Below are 18,377 nucleotides of genomic sequence, written 5' to 3' on the forward strand. Positions count from 1 at the left end.
TTGGTAATGCAGCATTGTTTGAAGCAACAGAAGTTATATGGAGACCAGCAAGTTCTGGAAGCGGCCATGTAGGTGTCCAATCTGCAGCTCCTGAAACTTGTGTGATACCATAACCCCAAACATCAGTAGCAGCTGTCGCACCGCGTACTTCATCAAACCATGCCAACAGACCAACATTATTTGCCGGAGTTCCAGCATTAAGTACGCCAGTGATAGATGAACCAAATCCAGGATCAACATTGACGTTTCCTGATTTGCAAACATAGCTTGTGTTGGAACGTTCATCCACATTGGAGTGAGGATTCTGTTCGTTTGTGTTGCATTCCAAGTTGTCCAGTGATTTACCAGAGCAGTCGGCCAGAAATACTTATTATTCTTGACTTCGATTACTCGTTTTGCCTCAGCAATCGAATCAACATTTGCACTAGCAGCATCTGCAGGATCAAACATCAGTGCATTTGCATGGCTAAGCGGTTCCAATGCGATTACACCATATGTAGTATCTCCAGACCATAGATTATCCCACCATGGATTCTCTGTCTGATCAACACCACCCGCATAATTCGCATAGAAAATATTGTCGTTTATCTTTGCTTGGGTAGCGTTGAAAATGAATAATGGATTCTTAAATGTATACGCAACTATATTACCAGTAAATTCGAAGTAACGCGTATAGAGTTTCGTGACCGGTGCAGCTGCATATCCATTCACGCAAAGTATGGTGTTATTTTTCATAACGATCGATCCTGTATATTGCGAAGTCGCTGACCATTCATTGCGTAGCACTTCACCAACATACCATTGGTTCGGGTGAACCATATTTCTAAAATAACTACCCGTAATGGTGAAATTATCCCAGTTTCCATTATATCCAATGGCAAAACCAAGCCAATTATCAAACACGCAGTTGTCCACTATGGTCGTGACATTATCAGCGGAAACTTGTATGCCGGTTCCTGCTGCATTTGGACTATTGTTTGTAGCTAGAGCAAGAAGATACAGGTTATTGAATGTACCTGTTATTGATGAAGCGTTTAAATTCACCAATGTTGCAGGAATCGTTCCATCTGAGAGCACAGTCGGTTGAATAGTAGGAAGTTTTCCATTCGCACCAGGAACACCGATAATAGAAATGTCACGTGTTGCTGTTATTGCATCGTCAAACAGATAGGTGGTATCCAACGACACTAGTTTATAGACATTATGTGCACCTGCATCTGCAGTAATTATAGTATTCAGATTGCCTTCTGTTGCGTACACCACAAGCTCTTTGCTTGCTAAACCAGTGAACCAATTTGGATCACCTACTGGTAATCCATCAGATCCAGTTAATGATGCACTATAATGCAATGCTGATGCTGCGGCAAGTGGCCAAGTAGGCATCCAATTAGCAGCTCCTGAAACCTGTGTGATACCGCAGCCCCAAACATCAGTAGCAGCTGTCGCACCGCGTACTTCATCAAACCATGCCAACAGACCAACATTATTTGCCGGAGTTCCAGCATTAAGTACGCCAGTGATAGATGAACCAAATCCAGGATCAACATTGACGTTTCCTGATAGGCCATGTTGTCTTATTTGCAAACATAGCTTGTGTTGGAACGTTCATCCACATTGGTGTGATAATTGTGTTCGTTTGCGTTGCATTCCATGTTGTCCAGTGATTTACCAGAGCAGTCGGCCAGAAATATACATTGTTCTTGACTTCGATTACTCGTTTTGCCTCGGCAATCGAATCAACGCTTGGATTATCAGCATCTGCAGGATCAAACATCAGTGCATTTGCATGACTAAGCGGTTCCAATGCAATGATGCCATAAGTAGTATCTCCAGACCATAGATTATCCCACCATGGATTTTCTGTCTTATCAACACCACCTGCATAATTCGCATAGAAAATATTGTCGTTTATCTTTGCTATGGTAGCGTTGAAAATGAATAATGGATTCTTAAATGTATATATTACGGTATTGTGTACAAATTCGAAATAAGTCATATAGAGTTTCGTGACTGGTGCAGATGCATATCCATTCACGCAAAGTATGGTGTTATTTCTCATAATGACTGATCCTGTATATTGCGAAGTCGCTGACCATTCGTTGCGTAACACTTCACCAACATACCATTGGTTCGGGTGAACCATATTTAGAAATTTGCTGTTTGTAATAGTGAAATTATCCCAGTTTCCATTATATCCAATGGCAAAACCAAGCCAATTATCAAACACGCAGTTGTCCACTATGGTTGTGACATTATCAGCTGAAACTTGTATGCCGGTTCCTGCTGCATTTGGACTATTGTTTGTAGCTAGAGCAAGAAGATACAGGTTATTGAATGTGCCCGATATTCCCAAAGCGTTTAAATTCACAAATGTTGCAGGAATTGTTCCATCTGACAGCACAGTCGGTTGAATAGTAGGAAGTTTTCCATTCGCACCAGGAACACCGATAATAGAAATGTCATGTGTTGCTGTTATTGCATCGTCAAACAGATAGGTGGTATCCAACGACACTAGTTTATAGACACTATGTGCACCTGCATCTGCAGTAATTATAGTATTCAGATTGCCTTCTGTTGCATAAATTACAAGTGGGCTACTTGCTTTAACATTTTTTGCGGTTGCAAGTAGATGACTTGGAGTTACAAAAAGCAACATCACGGCAAAAATTAAAGCAATGGTGAATAGCTGTTTCATAATAACTCTCCTTGAATAAATGATTAGGTGCAATTACGTTTCTGCTTCTCCATTTTCGTATCCTTATAATATCGAAAACGGTTTTTACTGCATACCTTTACTCGATATGTGTCCCTATCACCTCCTCTACTATACCACAATTTAAAATACCATTAAACATATTGTTATTTATTGATTCCATACATCCTGCGAATTTATCTTTAAAATTATAGCTGCCAACGAAGTCCTACTTCAGCGGTCATATCATAACTTTGGGCTGATGTCGGAATATCGGAATACATTTGCAGTACAGAAAAATCTCTTGCACCATTAATATTATTCACATTACAATAGAGTTGAAGCCCAAACCATGGTAATTCCTGTTTAGCTGATAGATCCCATCGTTTATATGCTGCTGTCGTAGCACGTAACTGAGCCCACGAGTTAGATACTTGGAAGATATCAGCCTGATAGAGCATTGAGACACGAATTGAAAAACCTTTATAATCATATCCAATTGAAAGATTTACGATATCATTAGGCTGACCTATTAACCGATCAATGTAGCTTGTATCTATTGCTGGAACTATAGTTGTGACGCGACCTACCGTCACTCTTCGTTCAGGAATTACATACGGATATTCCAGTTTCGAGTATACGTGCGTGTAATTAATATTAAAGACTAAACCCTTTAATGGATTCGGTAAATACCAGAAGTGAGTTTGCCAATCAAATTCTAATCCAAAAACAGTCGCCATATTAGGATTATTTACATAGGTAGATATCGTATAGGTACTATTTCCAGGATTCCGATTAGAAAACCTTAAAGGATAATATGCTATGGCTGGTGCTCCTGTCACATTAAAAGTTTTAGCATATATAAAATTATCGATTTTCTTTAAAAATGAACCGACGGTAAATAATCCGATAGTGTTATCTGAAACAGATAAATACACATCATAATTTGTTGAACGTGCTGGAACTAAATAAAAATTATTAAACGAAATATATCCCGAAGCAACATCAATTCTTGGTATGAGAGCATTATAATCTGGATAGGAAACAGTATTAGAGTACGCGAGTCTTATATCGAACCATGAGAAAGGTTTGAATCGAATATTTACATCAGGTAGCCAGTATGGATGATCCGATGAATACGTTGTATCATACCCCTGATAAATTTGATAAAATACTGGAGTCTCGATACCTTGAATTCCTGTATAGGTATATTTTATATCCTGATATCGAACACCTGGAATAAGGGTAATTTGTGTCCCTAAATTAATGGTTGCCATTAAATAAAACGCAGTGAAGACTTCATTCCCGTTATAATTATACGATAATGATTGAAAATTATTACGAGCATACGCTTCAGCCCAGGTGCTTGTATTGCCCACACTATCATGAGCAAGTTGTAATAATTGCGACAATCTACTCTGACTAAGTGGATTGGACATTGTATAATCGCCATTAAGAAATGTACCAAAATTTAAATTCTGGTCAATAAAAGTAGTCATTGGTATATTTGTGTATGTTAATGCGCTTGGATTTGTGATACCAATTTCTGGAAAATTCCTAAGTATCGCTTTAACAGCCCCTGATGCACTAGAGGAATTGAAATTGGCATTTGTCCCATATTGTTCCTGACCATACGATCTTGTTTGGTATTTATATTTTCCTCCAAATTTTATAGTAGAAGTTATTGAGTTAGAGATGTTCAATGGAAAATCTAAATCCAGAGCTACCGTTTGTTGTCGTTCCATAGAATTACTATTTGTAGCGGCCATATAATTTAAAAATGCAGAGTCCTGTTTAGTGCTGACTGTCGTAGCAATCGAATATGGATTCAAATTTGTGTCAGCAATATATGGGTTACTTGATCCCCACGCCTTGCTCTGATAAAAATTAACATACCAATCTCCTGGATCTTTTGTCTCAGAATAAGAATTTGAAACTTTTAAGTTTGTATGAAAAACATACAGCTGTTGTTCAATATTAAGAGCATTCGTAATTGAATTTAATGTACTCTTTGAATAATTAAACTGATACGCGTGTTGGTTTTGGTTTGTACTGCTACTATTCACAATAAACATTTCTTGATAATTGTTTGTTTCCGTAATACCAGAACTTAAAAAATTAGAAAAAATTATTTTCCCTTCAGGTAATTTATAATCCATAACAAGCGTCCCATTCACTCGTTGCCGATCCCTAGGGATATAATTAATATTCACAGATTGTATTAAGTAACTAACCTGCGATTTACCTTGATTAGTATAGGTTCCAGTCAACTCGTTAGAGGTAAGATTTCGCCTCTCTACATCAGCTTGTAGAAAAACACCCAACTTTTGATTAAAGAAACGGCCTTCCACATCACCAACAAATTTATAATTACGATACTTGTTATAAGCGTCTGATAGATTGGAGTATCCCCCTTGTCCAAGAAATTCAACTCCCAATCCTTCTTTTTCTCCCTTGGCCTCTCTCATTTTAAAGTTTACACTTCCACCCAACACATCAGCATCCTGATCTGCGGTGACTGTCTTTGATACTTCTATTCCTTCAAGCATATTTGGTGAAATCATGCTTAGATCTGCACTTCGATCATTATTATTCGATGAAGCCATACGGACACCATCAATTGTAATATTATTATATTTTGGTTGTAGACCGCGGATCACCACTTTGTTTCCTTCACCACCATCTCTCTCAATAGAAACACCCGGAAGCCTTGCTATCGATTCGGCGGCGTTTGCGTCTGGTAATTCTTGTATCCGTGCCGAAGAAACCACATTCATAATTCGATCTGCGGCTAACTGTTGATTAATTGCCTGGTTTTGGCCCTGTGCTTGTGCAGTTACAACAACAGCATCAGTCGTGACACCTACAGCAACTAATTCAAAGTTGATAGTTGTCGTCTGTCCGCTAATTACTTGAACCTCGCTTTTCACAACTGGTGTGTACCCGATATAGGATGCTTTAACCTTGTAAGTTCCGGGCGGAATAGCTTGAATCAAGAAATTGCCGTCTAAATCCGTGGAACAGCCAAGCGAGGTTCCCTCTATTAGAATATTCGCCGCGACCATCGCTTCTCGCGCGGTCACATCAATAACTTTGCCCGTAATCTTTCCGGAATCTTCTGCAAATAAAGGTGTTGCAAATAATTGAAATAAGAAGAACATACATAACACAATAGAGTTTCTTGTTGGTTTCATGTTGGACTCCTTTTATGAATCACGTTCAAGGAAACAATAAATAAATTTCAAACCCGTCGAGCTTTTCAGGCTCAAAAACAATCATTACACTGTCACATCTGTCTTGTGAGATATTTTGTAAGTAGGAAGAGAATCTGCATCTTGTTTCTGAACTGTATTGGTCACAAGATAACTTGCTCCTAGAATTGCAGCATTATGCAACATGGAACTTGCTATTTCTACGGAGTCCCTATGCCATTCCGGTGCATTCCGTTCAAAAGATTTCCGCGTCGGTTCAAGAAGCAATTCCTTTGCGTTGGCCAAACCACCTGACAAGATTACCATTTCTGGATCGAATGCCGCTACAGTATTTGCCAGTAAACGTCCTAAGTAATCTCCTGTCGCAATAAACGCTTCTTTGGCAATAGGATCGTTCATTTGTGCAAGTTCATAAATTTGTAATGAGGTCATATTCTCATAATTGATCGAGCGTAACTTAGAATTATCGGTTCGAGTTGATAGTAATTCAAAAGCCGTTCGACATAAACCTGGAGCAGAAACATACGTCTCGACACAACCTCGCCGTCCGCATCCACACTGTCTTCCATGAGGCTCAATAATGATATGACCTAATTCGCCTGCCATACTATTTTTTCCATGAAGTAATTCACCCTCTACAACTATGCCTGCACCCAAACCAGTACCTAATGTAAGAACAATGAAATTTCTCATTCCTTTTGCTATTCCATAAATCATTTCACCTAAGGCAGCAGCGTTGCTGTCATTAATAATAGTAATAGGCAAATCATAATGCTTTTTTAACATATTCACAATATTGACCGTACCCCACTGAAGGTTTGCCGAATTTCGTATTGTTCCTTCAAGATGCCTTGCCGCTGGAGCCGCAACACCAATTCCACTGAGGATGCAGTTATTTGGCAGCTGCATACAGAGGTTTTTTATAGTCACAGATAATGTTTTAATGAATACTTCAGCATTCCTTTGATCTCTCATCGGAATACTTGTTTTATGCAAACAATTACCTTTGCGATCTATTGCCCCAATGGCAGTATTGGTTCCACCTATATCAACTCCGATTGTAAAAAAAGGTTCATTCATTCTTCATTCATTCCTCTCTGTGCTTTTATTAAAGCGCAATTCTATAATCAGCGAATATTTTTCGAATGGATAGGGCTGCCGCTCCCAGTAATGGCGGGCTGCCAACCATCGATGTTGGAAGAATCTCAGTGTTTCGCTGAGTTCCAAAGAACCCTCTCTTACTGACAATCTCCATAATCCCCGGATAAACCATATCCCATACCTGTGTCACTAACCCGCCAATGATAATAACTTCCGGGTCAAATGAACGAATAATATTTGCAATACCTAACCCCATATATTGAGATGTTATAGAAAGCGCCTCCTTTGCAAACGACTCATCACGTTTTGCTGCATCAATAATATCAGACATCAGAATGTTTTGTTGTTTATCAGGATGAATTCCCTTCAGCTTTCCGTAGCGCCGAAGAGTAGCCCGATCCGAAGCATAGACCTCCCAGCATCCTTGATTACCACAAGAACAAAGTTCTCCACCTTCAACAATCGTCATATGTCCAAACTCTCCCGCAGCATGTGAATGGCCGGTGAGAATATGATTATCGAGAACGATACCGCTACCAATACCATAACCGACTGAAAGAAAAACAATACTCGCGGGCGTCGATTCATGATGTCCTAACAAAAGTTCTGCTAATGCAGAAGCTTTTGCATCATTTTCTAATGTGATCAATTCGACATCTGGTTCCAAATCATGGATAAGATCTCCGAGGTCCAGGTTTTCCCAACCCAGGTTGGGTGCGTAAATAACTTTCGATTGCATTGAATCGACGATGCCGGCAACAGACACACCGATGCCTTTGAACTGCGAACAACCAGATTTCTCTCTTAGCTTATTTAGTTGTTCAAGGCATCGAGCGATGAATCGTTTTGGTTGATTCATTTCTGTTTCTATCTCGCATTTAATTTTTATTGTTCCATCAATATCAATCACCGCTAATTCTGTTTTTGTAGAAGCAAAATAAATTGCACCGATAAAATGCAATCCTTTCTTCACTCTTAGATTTATGGGATTACGGCCAACTTTTTGATTACGATCCAAATCTTCCTCGATAAGATTCTCTTTAATTAAATCTGCAACTATATCAGAGACAGTACTTTTATTCAAACCTGTTAATATGGAAATAGTTGTGCGTGAGATTGGTTGGCGCTCACGAATAGAATTCAAAACTATTGAGCGATTGATATCGCGTCCAACTTTTGAATTTACACTTACGAGTTGTCTATGTTTAGTTCTTTTCAGATGGGACATATTCACTTTCTTGTCAATTGGTTGTTTTGAACAACTAATTCAGTATAAAGAATTTCACATTGAGCTGATTGTTGCATATATGATGGTTTAATTAGTTTGTTGTAACGACCAACAATTTAAAACTAAAGAAATTCGAATAATTTGTCAAGTAAATTCTTTATTGTGTAAAGATTTAATAATTGATCTGCTCCCGAATGATGTGCCAATAATAAGTTAGTATTTTTTCGTTATCACGCACTGGCCACCTGATAAGGGAAAAATCAGTAATTATGATAAAAGGGTAATCTTCGGAACTGCGGTGGTACACAGATTCTGTCCCGATTGAAAAACATCGGGATAAATTGGGGAGCGTATTAATGTTAATTCCGCACAGCGGAATTTCTATAACGACGCAGACAATATACAAGAAAGATTGAAGAGTTAGGAAGGAAGATTGTGCATTGCAGAAAAAAATAAAAACCGTCAGCGCGTATTTTGCATGACGGTTTTTTTACCCGCATCAAGAATGGGCAACACTGAAGTGAGTACTCTAAAGTCCTAAGCCCACACTAAACATATGCACATTATTCAGAACTCCAAATGAAATATAAGAATAATCAAAAAGTAGATTTGTTTTTCCTGCAACATTCAAACGGATACCACCACCATAGTTCATTCCTTGTTCCGAGTCCTTGGAGAATAATCCTTTATATCCCATTCGGAGACTTAACATGTTTTCAAAAACATACTCACCGCCGATGTTGATAGATTCGACATCGTCGCTTGGATGAAGAGCATCTATCGATACAATCAAGTTACTTCCAAATAATCCCTTAAGAACATCCATAGACACTCCGATACGGAACAGTAATGGCAAATCATAAGGATCGGTTGATAACGTACCATTAATATTTCCGTTATTGCCGCTAATACCGGGATATGAATCATGCTGCACTTGAAAATCCTGGCCTTCCATTTGCAATTTTGTTCCGTAATTTGATATGTTCATACCAAGTTTCAAACCGTTAAAATGAGTTATAAAAAGAGCCCCGACGTCGATTGCAAATCCGGTTGCGTTGCTATGATATATTCTCTCGTTTATAAATTTCCCATTAAATCCGATTGAAAATTGATCTGTGAGATTACGTGCATATGATAAGCCAAAAGCATAACTCCCGGCATCCACTAATTCTCCGGTCCCATCAGGATTATCAGCTGTGGTCCTTTCGATCGGGTCCATTGTAAGAAATGTCGCATTTATGCCAAGTGTTCCAAAAGTGCCAAGCGGAAGAACCGCACCGGCATAATTGAACGATAGATCGGCAATCCATTTTGTACTTGAAAAAAATGTTTCAAAATTATCTATACGGGATATTCCTGCCGAATTCCAATACATTGCCGATACATCACTAGCAACAGAGACGAAGGCGCTTCCCATAGCGGTAGCTTGAGGCCCGACATCGATTGATAAAAATTTTCCAGCCGCTGTGCCTACTTTTGTTACTCCTTGAGCGTAGAAGGTAGAATTATATATAAATAATAATCCTATAATAAGTAAACTATAATTTTTCATTTTAATTATTTCCGTTTTTAATTGCAAAGTTCTTAGGAAAAAATTGCACAAACTTTTATTCGCATTCATATATAATTCTCTCCTATTTAAGAATTAAAATCTTTCCAATTTTTTCACCCACTCCTTCTGCTTTCACATGATAAATATAGATACCGTAAGATATTTCCAAATTATCTTTCGATAACATATTCCATATCTCGGTTCCGTTATCAATTGTAGAGTTATGGTAAAGAGTTTTGACAAGCTGGCCGCTTATAGTGAAAATTCTTATCTCACATGTCATTGGCAAACGAGTAAAATGAAGCTGCCTTTCCCCGCGTCCACTGGCGTATGTATTTTTGGGTTCCCATTGATTTGTAATAATATACGGATTAGGAACGACGCGTATTTTATCCAGGTCTGTCTTCGCTATTTCCTTATCTACCCCTGAAGCAACAGTTATGAATTCAAACATATCATTTGAAAGAAATGGGCGGACAAGGTAGATAGATAAAGTATCGCCTGGACCCGGCGTGAGTGTATCTACTGCCGTTCTACTCGTAACAATTGCAACCTGCCAGCTCGCAACAAGGGAATCTGAACCAGGAGTTATTGGACTTAAGAAAATTATTTGATCTGCTAGAGTCCCGGATTTATTACTGGTGAATTTTCCTGCTCCACCTGTCCTATCTTGCTCTCTGAAAGCAAAATTGACTTTCTTATTCGTCAGTGTATTAATGATTTTAAAGTTAACAGGTATAGCATTGAGTTTTTGAGATCCTCTTAGATAAAATTTTGATGTATCCACACCGATAGTATCAAAAATTATTTTAAAATCACCGGGAATTAATTTAACAGCTGCAGGTGGTAAGTAAAAATCCTTAAATTGATAACCTACAATTCCCGGATTATTCCATCCGGATCGGAGTGTATCCATAGTCAATTCGGCTGGATTATTAACAAATGATAATCTGAAGCCATCCGTTAACGGTATTCCTTCGGCTCCTCCTGCTATTGGAGAATTCAATAATAATGTATCATTGGCCGTAACGTCATAAAGTGTGAAGCTCTTAGTCATACTTAATCTAATACTCGATAATGTATCTGCGAAAGTCACGCGATATGTATGATTGCCCTTAACTTGTTCCGGTATGATTATTTTATAATCGGGTGTTCCAGTTGTCGTATTGTCCGGCCCGCTGGTAAATCTCGAGTCTTTTATTTGCCCGGGAACATAACCTGCCGAAGGCGCTTCCGGTCTAACAACCACAACATTTGTCCCTTTTTGAATATCACCGTTCTGTTGCACAGCAATAAATTTTGAGCATTCTGCTGGATCAATTTTTGCGCTAACATCCCCATGATCATAGGAGGTAACAGCATAATAATACGTTGTGCCGTTTGCTGCCGTCGTATCTACCCAAAAATGCTTTAGTCCTGTGTCGTTTCCGAGATAAAATTGTACGCCCTGTGTAGCGATTGGAGAAAAACCTTTGATGCCATTATTGAGATCAAATTGAGCAATTGGTTTGCGGAAAATAATCCCGCCATAACCGTCAGTAATAGGATCGCAATCATTCCAGCCCGGATCGGTCGAGCGATAAATTTTATATCCCTCAAAATCAAGCCCTCCGGAATCACTGCTAACCTTATCTACCGATAATTCTGCACCATTATCCCAAGTGAGTGTCACTTTATGATCACCGGCAACCGCTTTTACAATTGGAATATCCGGAGATTTGGCAAAATTATAATTGAGGTCATACGCTTTCTCAACATTATATTTCGTCCTGTATAACTGTGCAGTATCTTTGCCTGTTATGCCAGCATCCGCGGCAATAAAGCCTAATGAAAACCTTTCAGTACTATTCGGAAGTAATGGGAAGTATCCGGATCCATAACTTAATTCAACATTACCGACGGGAGATGTAATAAATGAACCCGGTGTAAAAATTTGCCACATCTTTGCATCATCATATTGATTGTAGTCATTTCCAAATGGATAAAGATCGAAGCTCGTTAATCCGATCATATCGCTTTCATTTATATCAGTCTTATCGAAATGCGGTTCTCCTTCCGTGGGAAATCCATCTCCTTCACCTTTATCCGGACCAGGATAGTCACGATCAGTCGGACCCAAACCATCAGCACCAACATCATCTGTAAGTCGATTCCAGTCGCCATTATTATCAATTCCATCATCTCGCCGCTCATCTATTAAAAGATTATTTTTTCCATCGCCTGTTATGTAATCAATATATTTATGGCCTAAATAAAAATAATTTGTGACCCCATTGAGTGTAATTCCTCGGCTTTCGTCAATGACACCGTTAAGATTATCATCAAATAAATTATCTCCTACTTCCTCCAGTGTAGCCCCTGCCCAAAATTTATTGATGGTACCGCCGAAGTATACAGTAAGTGTATCTGTTGATGCTTTCCCTAGTTTCGCAAGAGTATCTGCAAGTGTGGTAACAATACGTCTATAGTGAGGATCATTATAATCTATTAAAACTATTTGTTCATTAGCGGTAAGAACTTTCTTAAACATACCTAAATTAATTGTCGGTCCAGGACCATTTTTTCCGTCATTATCGTTATCAATACCATCATATGGATCTCCGGGGCTCTCTAAAAAACAGGCTCCGAAAACTCCTGTATAACCGGGTCCCCATCCGACTGCTCCTATGCCGTTATCATCCCAAGACCATGCGAGATTATTTGCTATGTCATAACTCGCGCCGTCACCGGCATCGCTTCCCTGTCTTGTGTCGCCAATATTATTTCCGATTTTATAACCGAATACAACTTTATTATGCTGATATGTGCCGATGTTTTTGAAATCGGTAATTACAAAAAGAGCATCTTGAACAAGACCCTTTGACCATTGCAAACCTCTCACATACATACGTATTCCCAACCCGCCTCTTGCTACATCATTTGTATCCGCTCTGAATGCGGGAAATTCCTGCTTGGCATAATCATCTGCAACAAAGTAACTTTCTTCGTCTGCATTATATTTATTTCTGCCAAAATAACCGTTCCATTCTCCTGCCCAGCCACTGGGTTCATAAAGAAGATTTGAAGGATCGGCTATATCTGGCCAGAAAGGAGGCCACGAATCCTCCCATTGTTTTCCTCCTTTTCCCATAGCAACTTTATCCGATTGCGGATTTGCAAAACCCGGAAGCGGCAGGAAAGTCCACCAACTGCCGGTAGCCTGATCGGGTCCTTTATCCCCGGTTGCCGATTGATAGTTTGCGGATTTCACAGTTGACTGAATATGGCGCATTTGCCCCCTATTCGTGAGAAATTTCTTTCCGACGGGATCGTAGTTATCATAGACTTCTGACAAGATGAATGTATTTCCATCGAGCAAGTAAAAATGGCCTGAGTTAATAGGCCATTCGCCTCCCCACTGTTCCGGTTTATTTGTTTGCCCACCCCATGTTCCATCGTTAAAGAAAGTAGTCCGAAATTGATTCCCTGCATGAAGGCCCATTCTATATTCGCTATCTGTTCCATGAAGATTTGCCATTTGGCTAAATAATGTTGCCGGAAATATTCCTATAAGGGCAACAATTGCTGCTATTTTTAGATAAGTAAGCTTTTTCATCCTCTATATCTCCTAATGTTTAATTAAAACCAAGCGCCAGCCCGACCTGAACTTGACGAGGCGCTGTATAATAGCTCGGTTGGTTGACAAAATCTTCAACTGTGCTCACTCTAATGTTATTATATGATTTCGCCGCCGGTTGACTTTGGGTTGTGTAATCGGGACTTCCAGTATCAGTATAGACGTTGGTTGCATCTCTCTGGTCAAGCAAGTTGTAAACATTGAGAAATACCTGCAGACTGACTTTTGAAAACAAGCGGATAGATTTACTGATAGATAAATCGATTAATTTCTGAGCCGGGAGGCGTTCGCTGTTAATAACAAACCCATTCCCTAAAGCCGAACCTTCAGCACCTTGCGGCGCAGTCGGAGTGTACGGCAATCCAGTCCAATATCTCCCGATCAATGAAAATATCCAATCAGATATTCCATAAATGACCTGTACATTAGCTGTATGCTTCTGGTCAAAACCGAGGGGAAGAAGCGATAATACAGGTGCTCGATTTGCTGTTAGATCGTTGTAGGCATCAATTGCATCTGAATATGTTCCCTCTGCAGATTGATACGTATAATCTGCCCTAAATGAAAAGTTGTCACTAAATCGTTTTTCAATCTTTATTGTAATTCCTTTTACATTTTCATAATCCTTGTTTTCATATTTGGAATAAGTAGAACCCTTTACTTCTTTAGTCTCACTAGATTTCAGAAGAATTGCAGGACTTGTCCCAACCCATCCGCGAACATCTCTATAAAACAGAGTCGCATCAACGCTGATGACATCAGAAAATTGCTGTTGTAAACCTATTTCGTACATTGTTGTTTTTTGAGGTTCGAGATCTGCATTTCCCATCACTACTGTGCCTGAGCTGCTTGTAACTTTGAAGTCCGGATCGACATAGAGATATTGGAATTGCGGGATTTGAGAAAAATGACCGTACGAAAAATGCAGAATTCCGCGATCTGTAATAGGGAACGAAAATCCCAGCCGTGGACTTAAAGCCATTTTTGCATCAACTTTTTTCTGCATAAAAGCTCTTCGTTCATCGGGAGTATATTTTCGAATGATATTATTTGTCAATAATGAATCGATATATTTATCTTGGGTGCCATGATAACCAGTCGGCATAGGAGTCCAATTCGCATATATATGTTCATTTTTGAATGGATTATAAATATTTGGATCGCTCGGATCCGAAGGTACGACTGAGTTGGCATCAAAATAATCGAATCGTAAACCGACATTTAGAATAATATCTTTAAATTCTATTTTATCCTGTGTGTAGAATGAAAACTCTTTCGGATCACGAACATAATCATTGCGATTTAAACTACTCACATCGGGAATTGCAGGTTCGAACGGTACTATGACATTCCCTGCATTATCCGTTTTTGCTGTAATTGTGTAATTGTGGAGTTCTAATTCATGAAGCCGTGCTTCTCCTCCGATTTTAAGTTCATTTGATTTGTTTAGCTGGCTTGTAAGATCAAATTTTCCAGCCCAATATGCGGTACTGCGATTAGAATGGTTAGGATCCATTCCCTTTGCAACGAAGCTATATTGCGTAGGTTGACCGAGTGTATTGGGATCTATATAGCCTTCAGGACCATTAGGATCTGGGACATAGCCATATACTATCCCACTTGAATTTGAATCTATCCTCTGATATAAATAATTATTCTTTAAGGTCGGATCTTCATACTTATACTGTTCTGTTTTCGAAAAGTATCTGCTTGCTCGAATCTCATAGAATGTATTTGAGGAAAGAACATGATTTAACGTAAAAGTTTGAGTGAGTCCATTAATGAAATTTTGCGGAAGACCATACGGATCGTATTTATAATCATGCGATGTAATATTATTGTTAAAATAATTTCTTTCCTGTTCAGTTTTATTCCAGAACACACCGTAACCCAATTTTATTGTGTTGGTCAGGAAATAATTCAATTTCCCCTGCACGGAAGTTGATTTATTGGGATTCATCGCAACAATAGACCCGTCTCCCCGTGTGCCGTTAGGTTTGAACCAATTTACACCATAATAATATCCTTCATCATAAAAATATCTTCCTAAAACAAAGAATCGGACGGCACTTAATATAGGAATCGGACCGCTCAGGTTAAACTCACCATTATAGATCGGATTAATACTTTTCAGGGGATTCGCCCTCTCACTATTTACAATTTTTGTGCCGCCAGTATTGGGATCTATGACAGTAGTAGGATCTTTGTACATATTGAACCGGTCGTCGCTGCTGATATAATCGCCGCCATACACTTTTATTTGACCTGAATATTTTTCTTCGCCTTCTTTAGTTATAGTATTAACGATGCCGGACATTGCCTGTCCATATTCTGCATTGAACGTTCCGCTAATAACCTGAAGCTCTTGAACCGCTGCATTCTCAACTCGTACGCCGTTTGATCCGTTGTACACATCTGTTGTTGAAATACCGTCCACCCAGTAGGATACTTCTCCTGCTCTCCCTCCGCGAATATGAAGACTGCCTCTGGCTTCGACAATACCAGCATCCAATCGCAAGACATCTGAAATTGTCTGGACAGGCAAATTCCTTATTTGATCAGCATCAACTGTGGAAAGAGAACCCGTATTATCTTTTAATACAAGGGGTCTCTCAGCCATTATCGTTGCACCTTCGACCTCAATAGCTGACAATTGTAACTTCACATCAATCGATGTAGTCAAATCAACGCTTACATGAACAGATTGAATTTGCACTTGTTTATATCCTATGAATGAAACATTCAAGGTATATTCACCGGGAGGGATATTCAGGATAACATATCTGCCCTCTATATCGGTTGTTGTACCGAGGCTTGTACCTTTGAGAACGACATTCGCACCGATTAAGGCTTCACCTATTGTCGCATCCGTTACGACACCACTTATTTTGCCGGTAGTACCGGCATAGAGTGCGCTCACAAAAACCATACATCCCAGTAGTGTCAATAAAAAAAATTGTCTTTTCACATTCATATTCATTGCCTTTCATATTATGAATTTAATGGATAAAGAGATTTGTGATTTCTTTCAATATTCATGTTTCACTTATTCATTCTTTTTGAATAATAAAATCAAAAGTCTTTGAATATACAAATGTTGGGAAATTGGGCACGATATTGGGGTACGGCATCCCAGGCTTTAGAGCTACCATATCTATTTTCGTTAACGGAATATTCTGGAAAGCAGCGACATTTACGTTCACCGAACTTTTGTATTTTTTTTGCAAATCACTTACATATGATTCCCAGTATTTTAAAATTTCAAGCGCATCATTTTCCATAATGCGCCCCTTTTTTATTGCGGCCTCAATCACATTCTTTTGCTGGTCATTTGCGACAAATGCATCTTTCCACATCTCTACTGTCCGCGCAACATCTTCCTCTTTGTCTAATGACTTTTTATAGGCTTCCCGAGTGAGGCAATGATCTTTCATTATATCAACAACAGCTAATTTGAATTGTTCGTTGAAATTTATAGTATCGAGATGTGTCGTTCTGAATAGAAATGGATGTGACATTAATTCATCCCTAAAATCACCTACTGTCCATGTCCTGTTTTCGAATGTAAAAAAAGGCGCTGAAAGATCCAGACCGCTCGCTTTGAAGGGTATTTCCGATATCCCGTTCTCTGCAAGAGTTTTTTTATTTTGTTCGGATAAATATTTATCCCTTGCCCAATGGGCTAATTGAATGAATGTTTTGCCATTGAATTCAATCTTCTTCCCACGCATTATCTTCGATTGATACGATTGCCACACCTTTGACGCTAATATGCGATGTTCTTTTTCCTGGACGATACTCCATTGTTCCTGCTGATCTATTTCACCGATCAACGGGTACGTAGTCCAATTTAATACTTTCATTACAAGATACTCACCGTTGCTGAGTTCGATTGGCCCTACTACTTCACCGACATGCAGCGGTTTTGAGTACAACGCTTCATGAATTGCATCATCGTCAGGATCTTTATAGTTGACCTTTCGCACCGGTTGATTACCTACAACCTCGGAGAGATCCTTGAAAATATTATCTATTTTTTCCGAAGCAGAATCTATTACAGTTTTTATTCTTTGCGCCATATTCTTATGCATTCGGTAAAATTCAAGTTCATACTCACGCTTAGACAGTGTGTAAGTACTTTTTATCTTGCTGTTATCTACAGCTGTTTTATTATAAGCGACATTGCGGTAGAGTAATTCCCGCATCGTCTGTTCTTTTATACCCTTCAACCGAGCTTGAAAACCAAGATGAGATGCAAGTGGATAGTTCTTACCTGCTTCCAATGCAAGAATTTTTTCTATTATTAAATTATTTAAGGTTATAGTTTTGTCTTTATAATTAACCGGCCTCACAGTAAACTCACTACGTGCTTTAAATTCTGCAATGGTAATGGTTTTATTCCCTATTGTTGCAAGTATATTTTTATTTGCCTGAGCCTTTGCAATACATATTGTCGAACAAAGAATAAGGATTACTAACAATACTTGCATTAGGTGCTTTAAGGTATAGAGTAGATTCTTTATCATGACAAATTGGATGTTTTATTTTTCATCGACTATAAAAACATATTGCTGAAATATAAATTGAAAATGGAAAGTAAAAGTCGAGTAACAAGCGATTTGTCGGCCGGCTTGATTAATAACTTGCTACTCCTCAAAGTCCATGGTGAGAAAAAGAATAACGATTTCAATTATCGTAATGCGATTTCGAAGGGATCACTGACATCCTCAATGACTTCTTAGAGAATACGTCCAACAATAATTGACCCGTTTCAATAATAGATAAGATGCCTTGAAAAGGCAAGGAAAAAAAGCGAGAAAAAGAATTTCTTTTTCATCAATTTCAATACAAGTAACCGAATCAAATGAAATTTATTGATGCTTCCATCGACGACCTTTTTGAACCGTTTCTGACCACACGTTTTTTTGAATGTCCCTTATGTTCCAAAAATATCCCATTTCCCATCGCCTTCTTTC

9 protein-coding genes are annotated in these 18,377 nt (G+C 38.8%); all 9 read right to left on the reverse strand.

All coding sequences use genetic code 11. The features are described from left to right. Nucleotides 1–33: 33 nt before the first annotated feature. On the reverse strand, nt 34–1,584 hold the full coding sequence (locus tag NTX44_04800; GenBank protein MCX6120914.1) for a hypothetical protein: 1,551 nt from the start codon (nt 1,582–1,584) through the stop codon (nt 34–36). Next, nucleotides 1,541–2,695: a hypothetical protein gene (locus tag NTX44_04805; GenBank protein MCX6120915.1), complete on the reverse strand. Its 1,155-nt coding sequence runs from the start codon at nt 2,693–2,695 to the stop codon at nt 1,541–1,543. The genes NTX44_04800 and NTX44_04805 overlap by 44 nt, the downstream gene beginning before the upstream one ends. Nucleotides 2,696–2,901: 206 nt before the next feature. Then, nucleotides 2,902–5,886, reverse strand: a complete 2,985-nt coding sequence (locus tag NTX44_04810; protein ID MCX6120916.1) for a TonB-dependent receptor — start codon at nt 5,884–5,886, stop codon at nt 2,902–2,904. An 84-nt stretch (nt 5,887–5,970) separates the two neighbouring features. Next, nucleotides 5,971–6,984: an ROK family protein gene (locus NTX44_04815; protein MCX6120917.1), complete on the reverse strand. Its 1,014-nt coding sequence runs from the start codon at nt 6,982–6,984 to the stop codon at nt 5,971–5,973. A 28-nt stretch (nt 6,985–7,012) separates the two neighbouring features. After that, nucleotides 7,013–8,233 (reverse strand): ROK family transcriptional regulator, encoded by a 1,221-nt coding sequence (locus tag NTX44_04820; protein MCX6120918.1) that lies wholly within the window; start codon nt 8,231–8,233, stop codon nt 7,013–7,015. Between the two features lie 529 nt (nt 8,234–8,762). Further along, nucleotides 8,763–9,785 carry a PorV/PorQ family protein gene (locus NTX44_04825; GenBank protein ID MCX6120919.1) on the reverse strand — a complete coding sequence of 341 codons (1,023 nt, stop codon included), beginning with the start codon at nt 9,783–9,785 and terminating at the stop codon, nt 8,763–8,765. Nucleotides 9,786–9,867: 82 nt separating this feature from the next. Then, complete coding sequence (locus tag NTX44_04830; protein MCX6120920.1) at nt 9,868–13,380, reverse strand: hypothetical protein; 3,513 nt, start codon at nt 13,378–13,380, stop codon at nt 9,868–9,870. Between the two features lie 19 nt (nt 13,381–13,399). Next, nucleotides 13,400–16,369, reverse strand: coding sequence for a TonB-dependent receptor (locus NTX44_04835; GenBank protein ID MCX6120921.1), 2,970 nt, complete (start codon nt 16,367–16,369; stop codon nt 13,400–13,402). An 82-nt stretch (nt 16,370–16,451) separates the two neighbouring features. Beyond that, on the reverse strand, nt 16,452–17,927 hold the full coding sequence (locus tag NTX44_04840) for a hypothetical protein (protein MCX6120922.1): 1,476 nt from the start codon (nt 17,925–17,927) through the stop codon (nt 16,452–16,454). Nucleotides 17,928–18,377: the final 450 nt, after the last annotated feature.

Source organism: Ignavibacteriales bacterium (assembly GCA_026390575.1).
In the GTDB taxonomy this organism is placed as follows: Bacteria; Bacteroidota; Ignavibacteria; order UBA10030; family UBA10030; genus Fen-1298.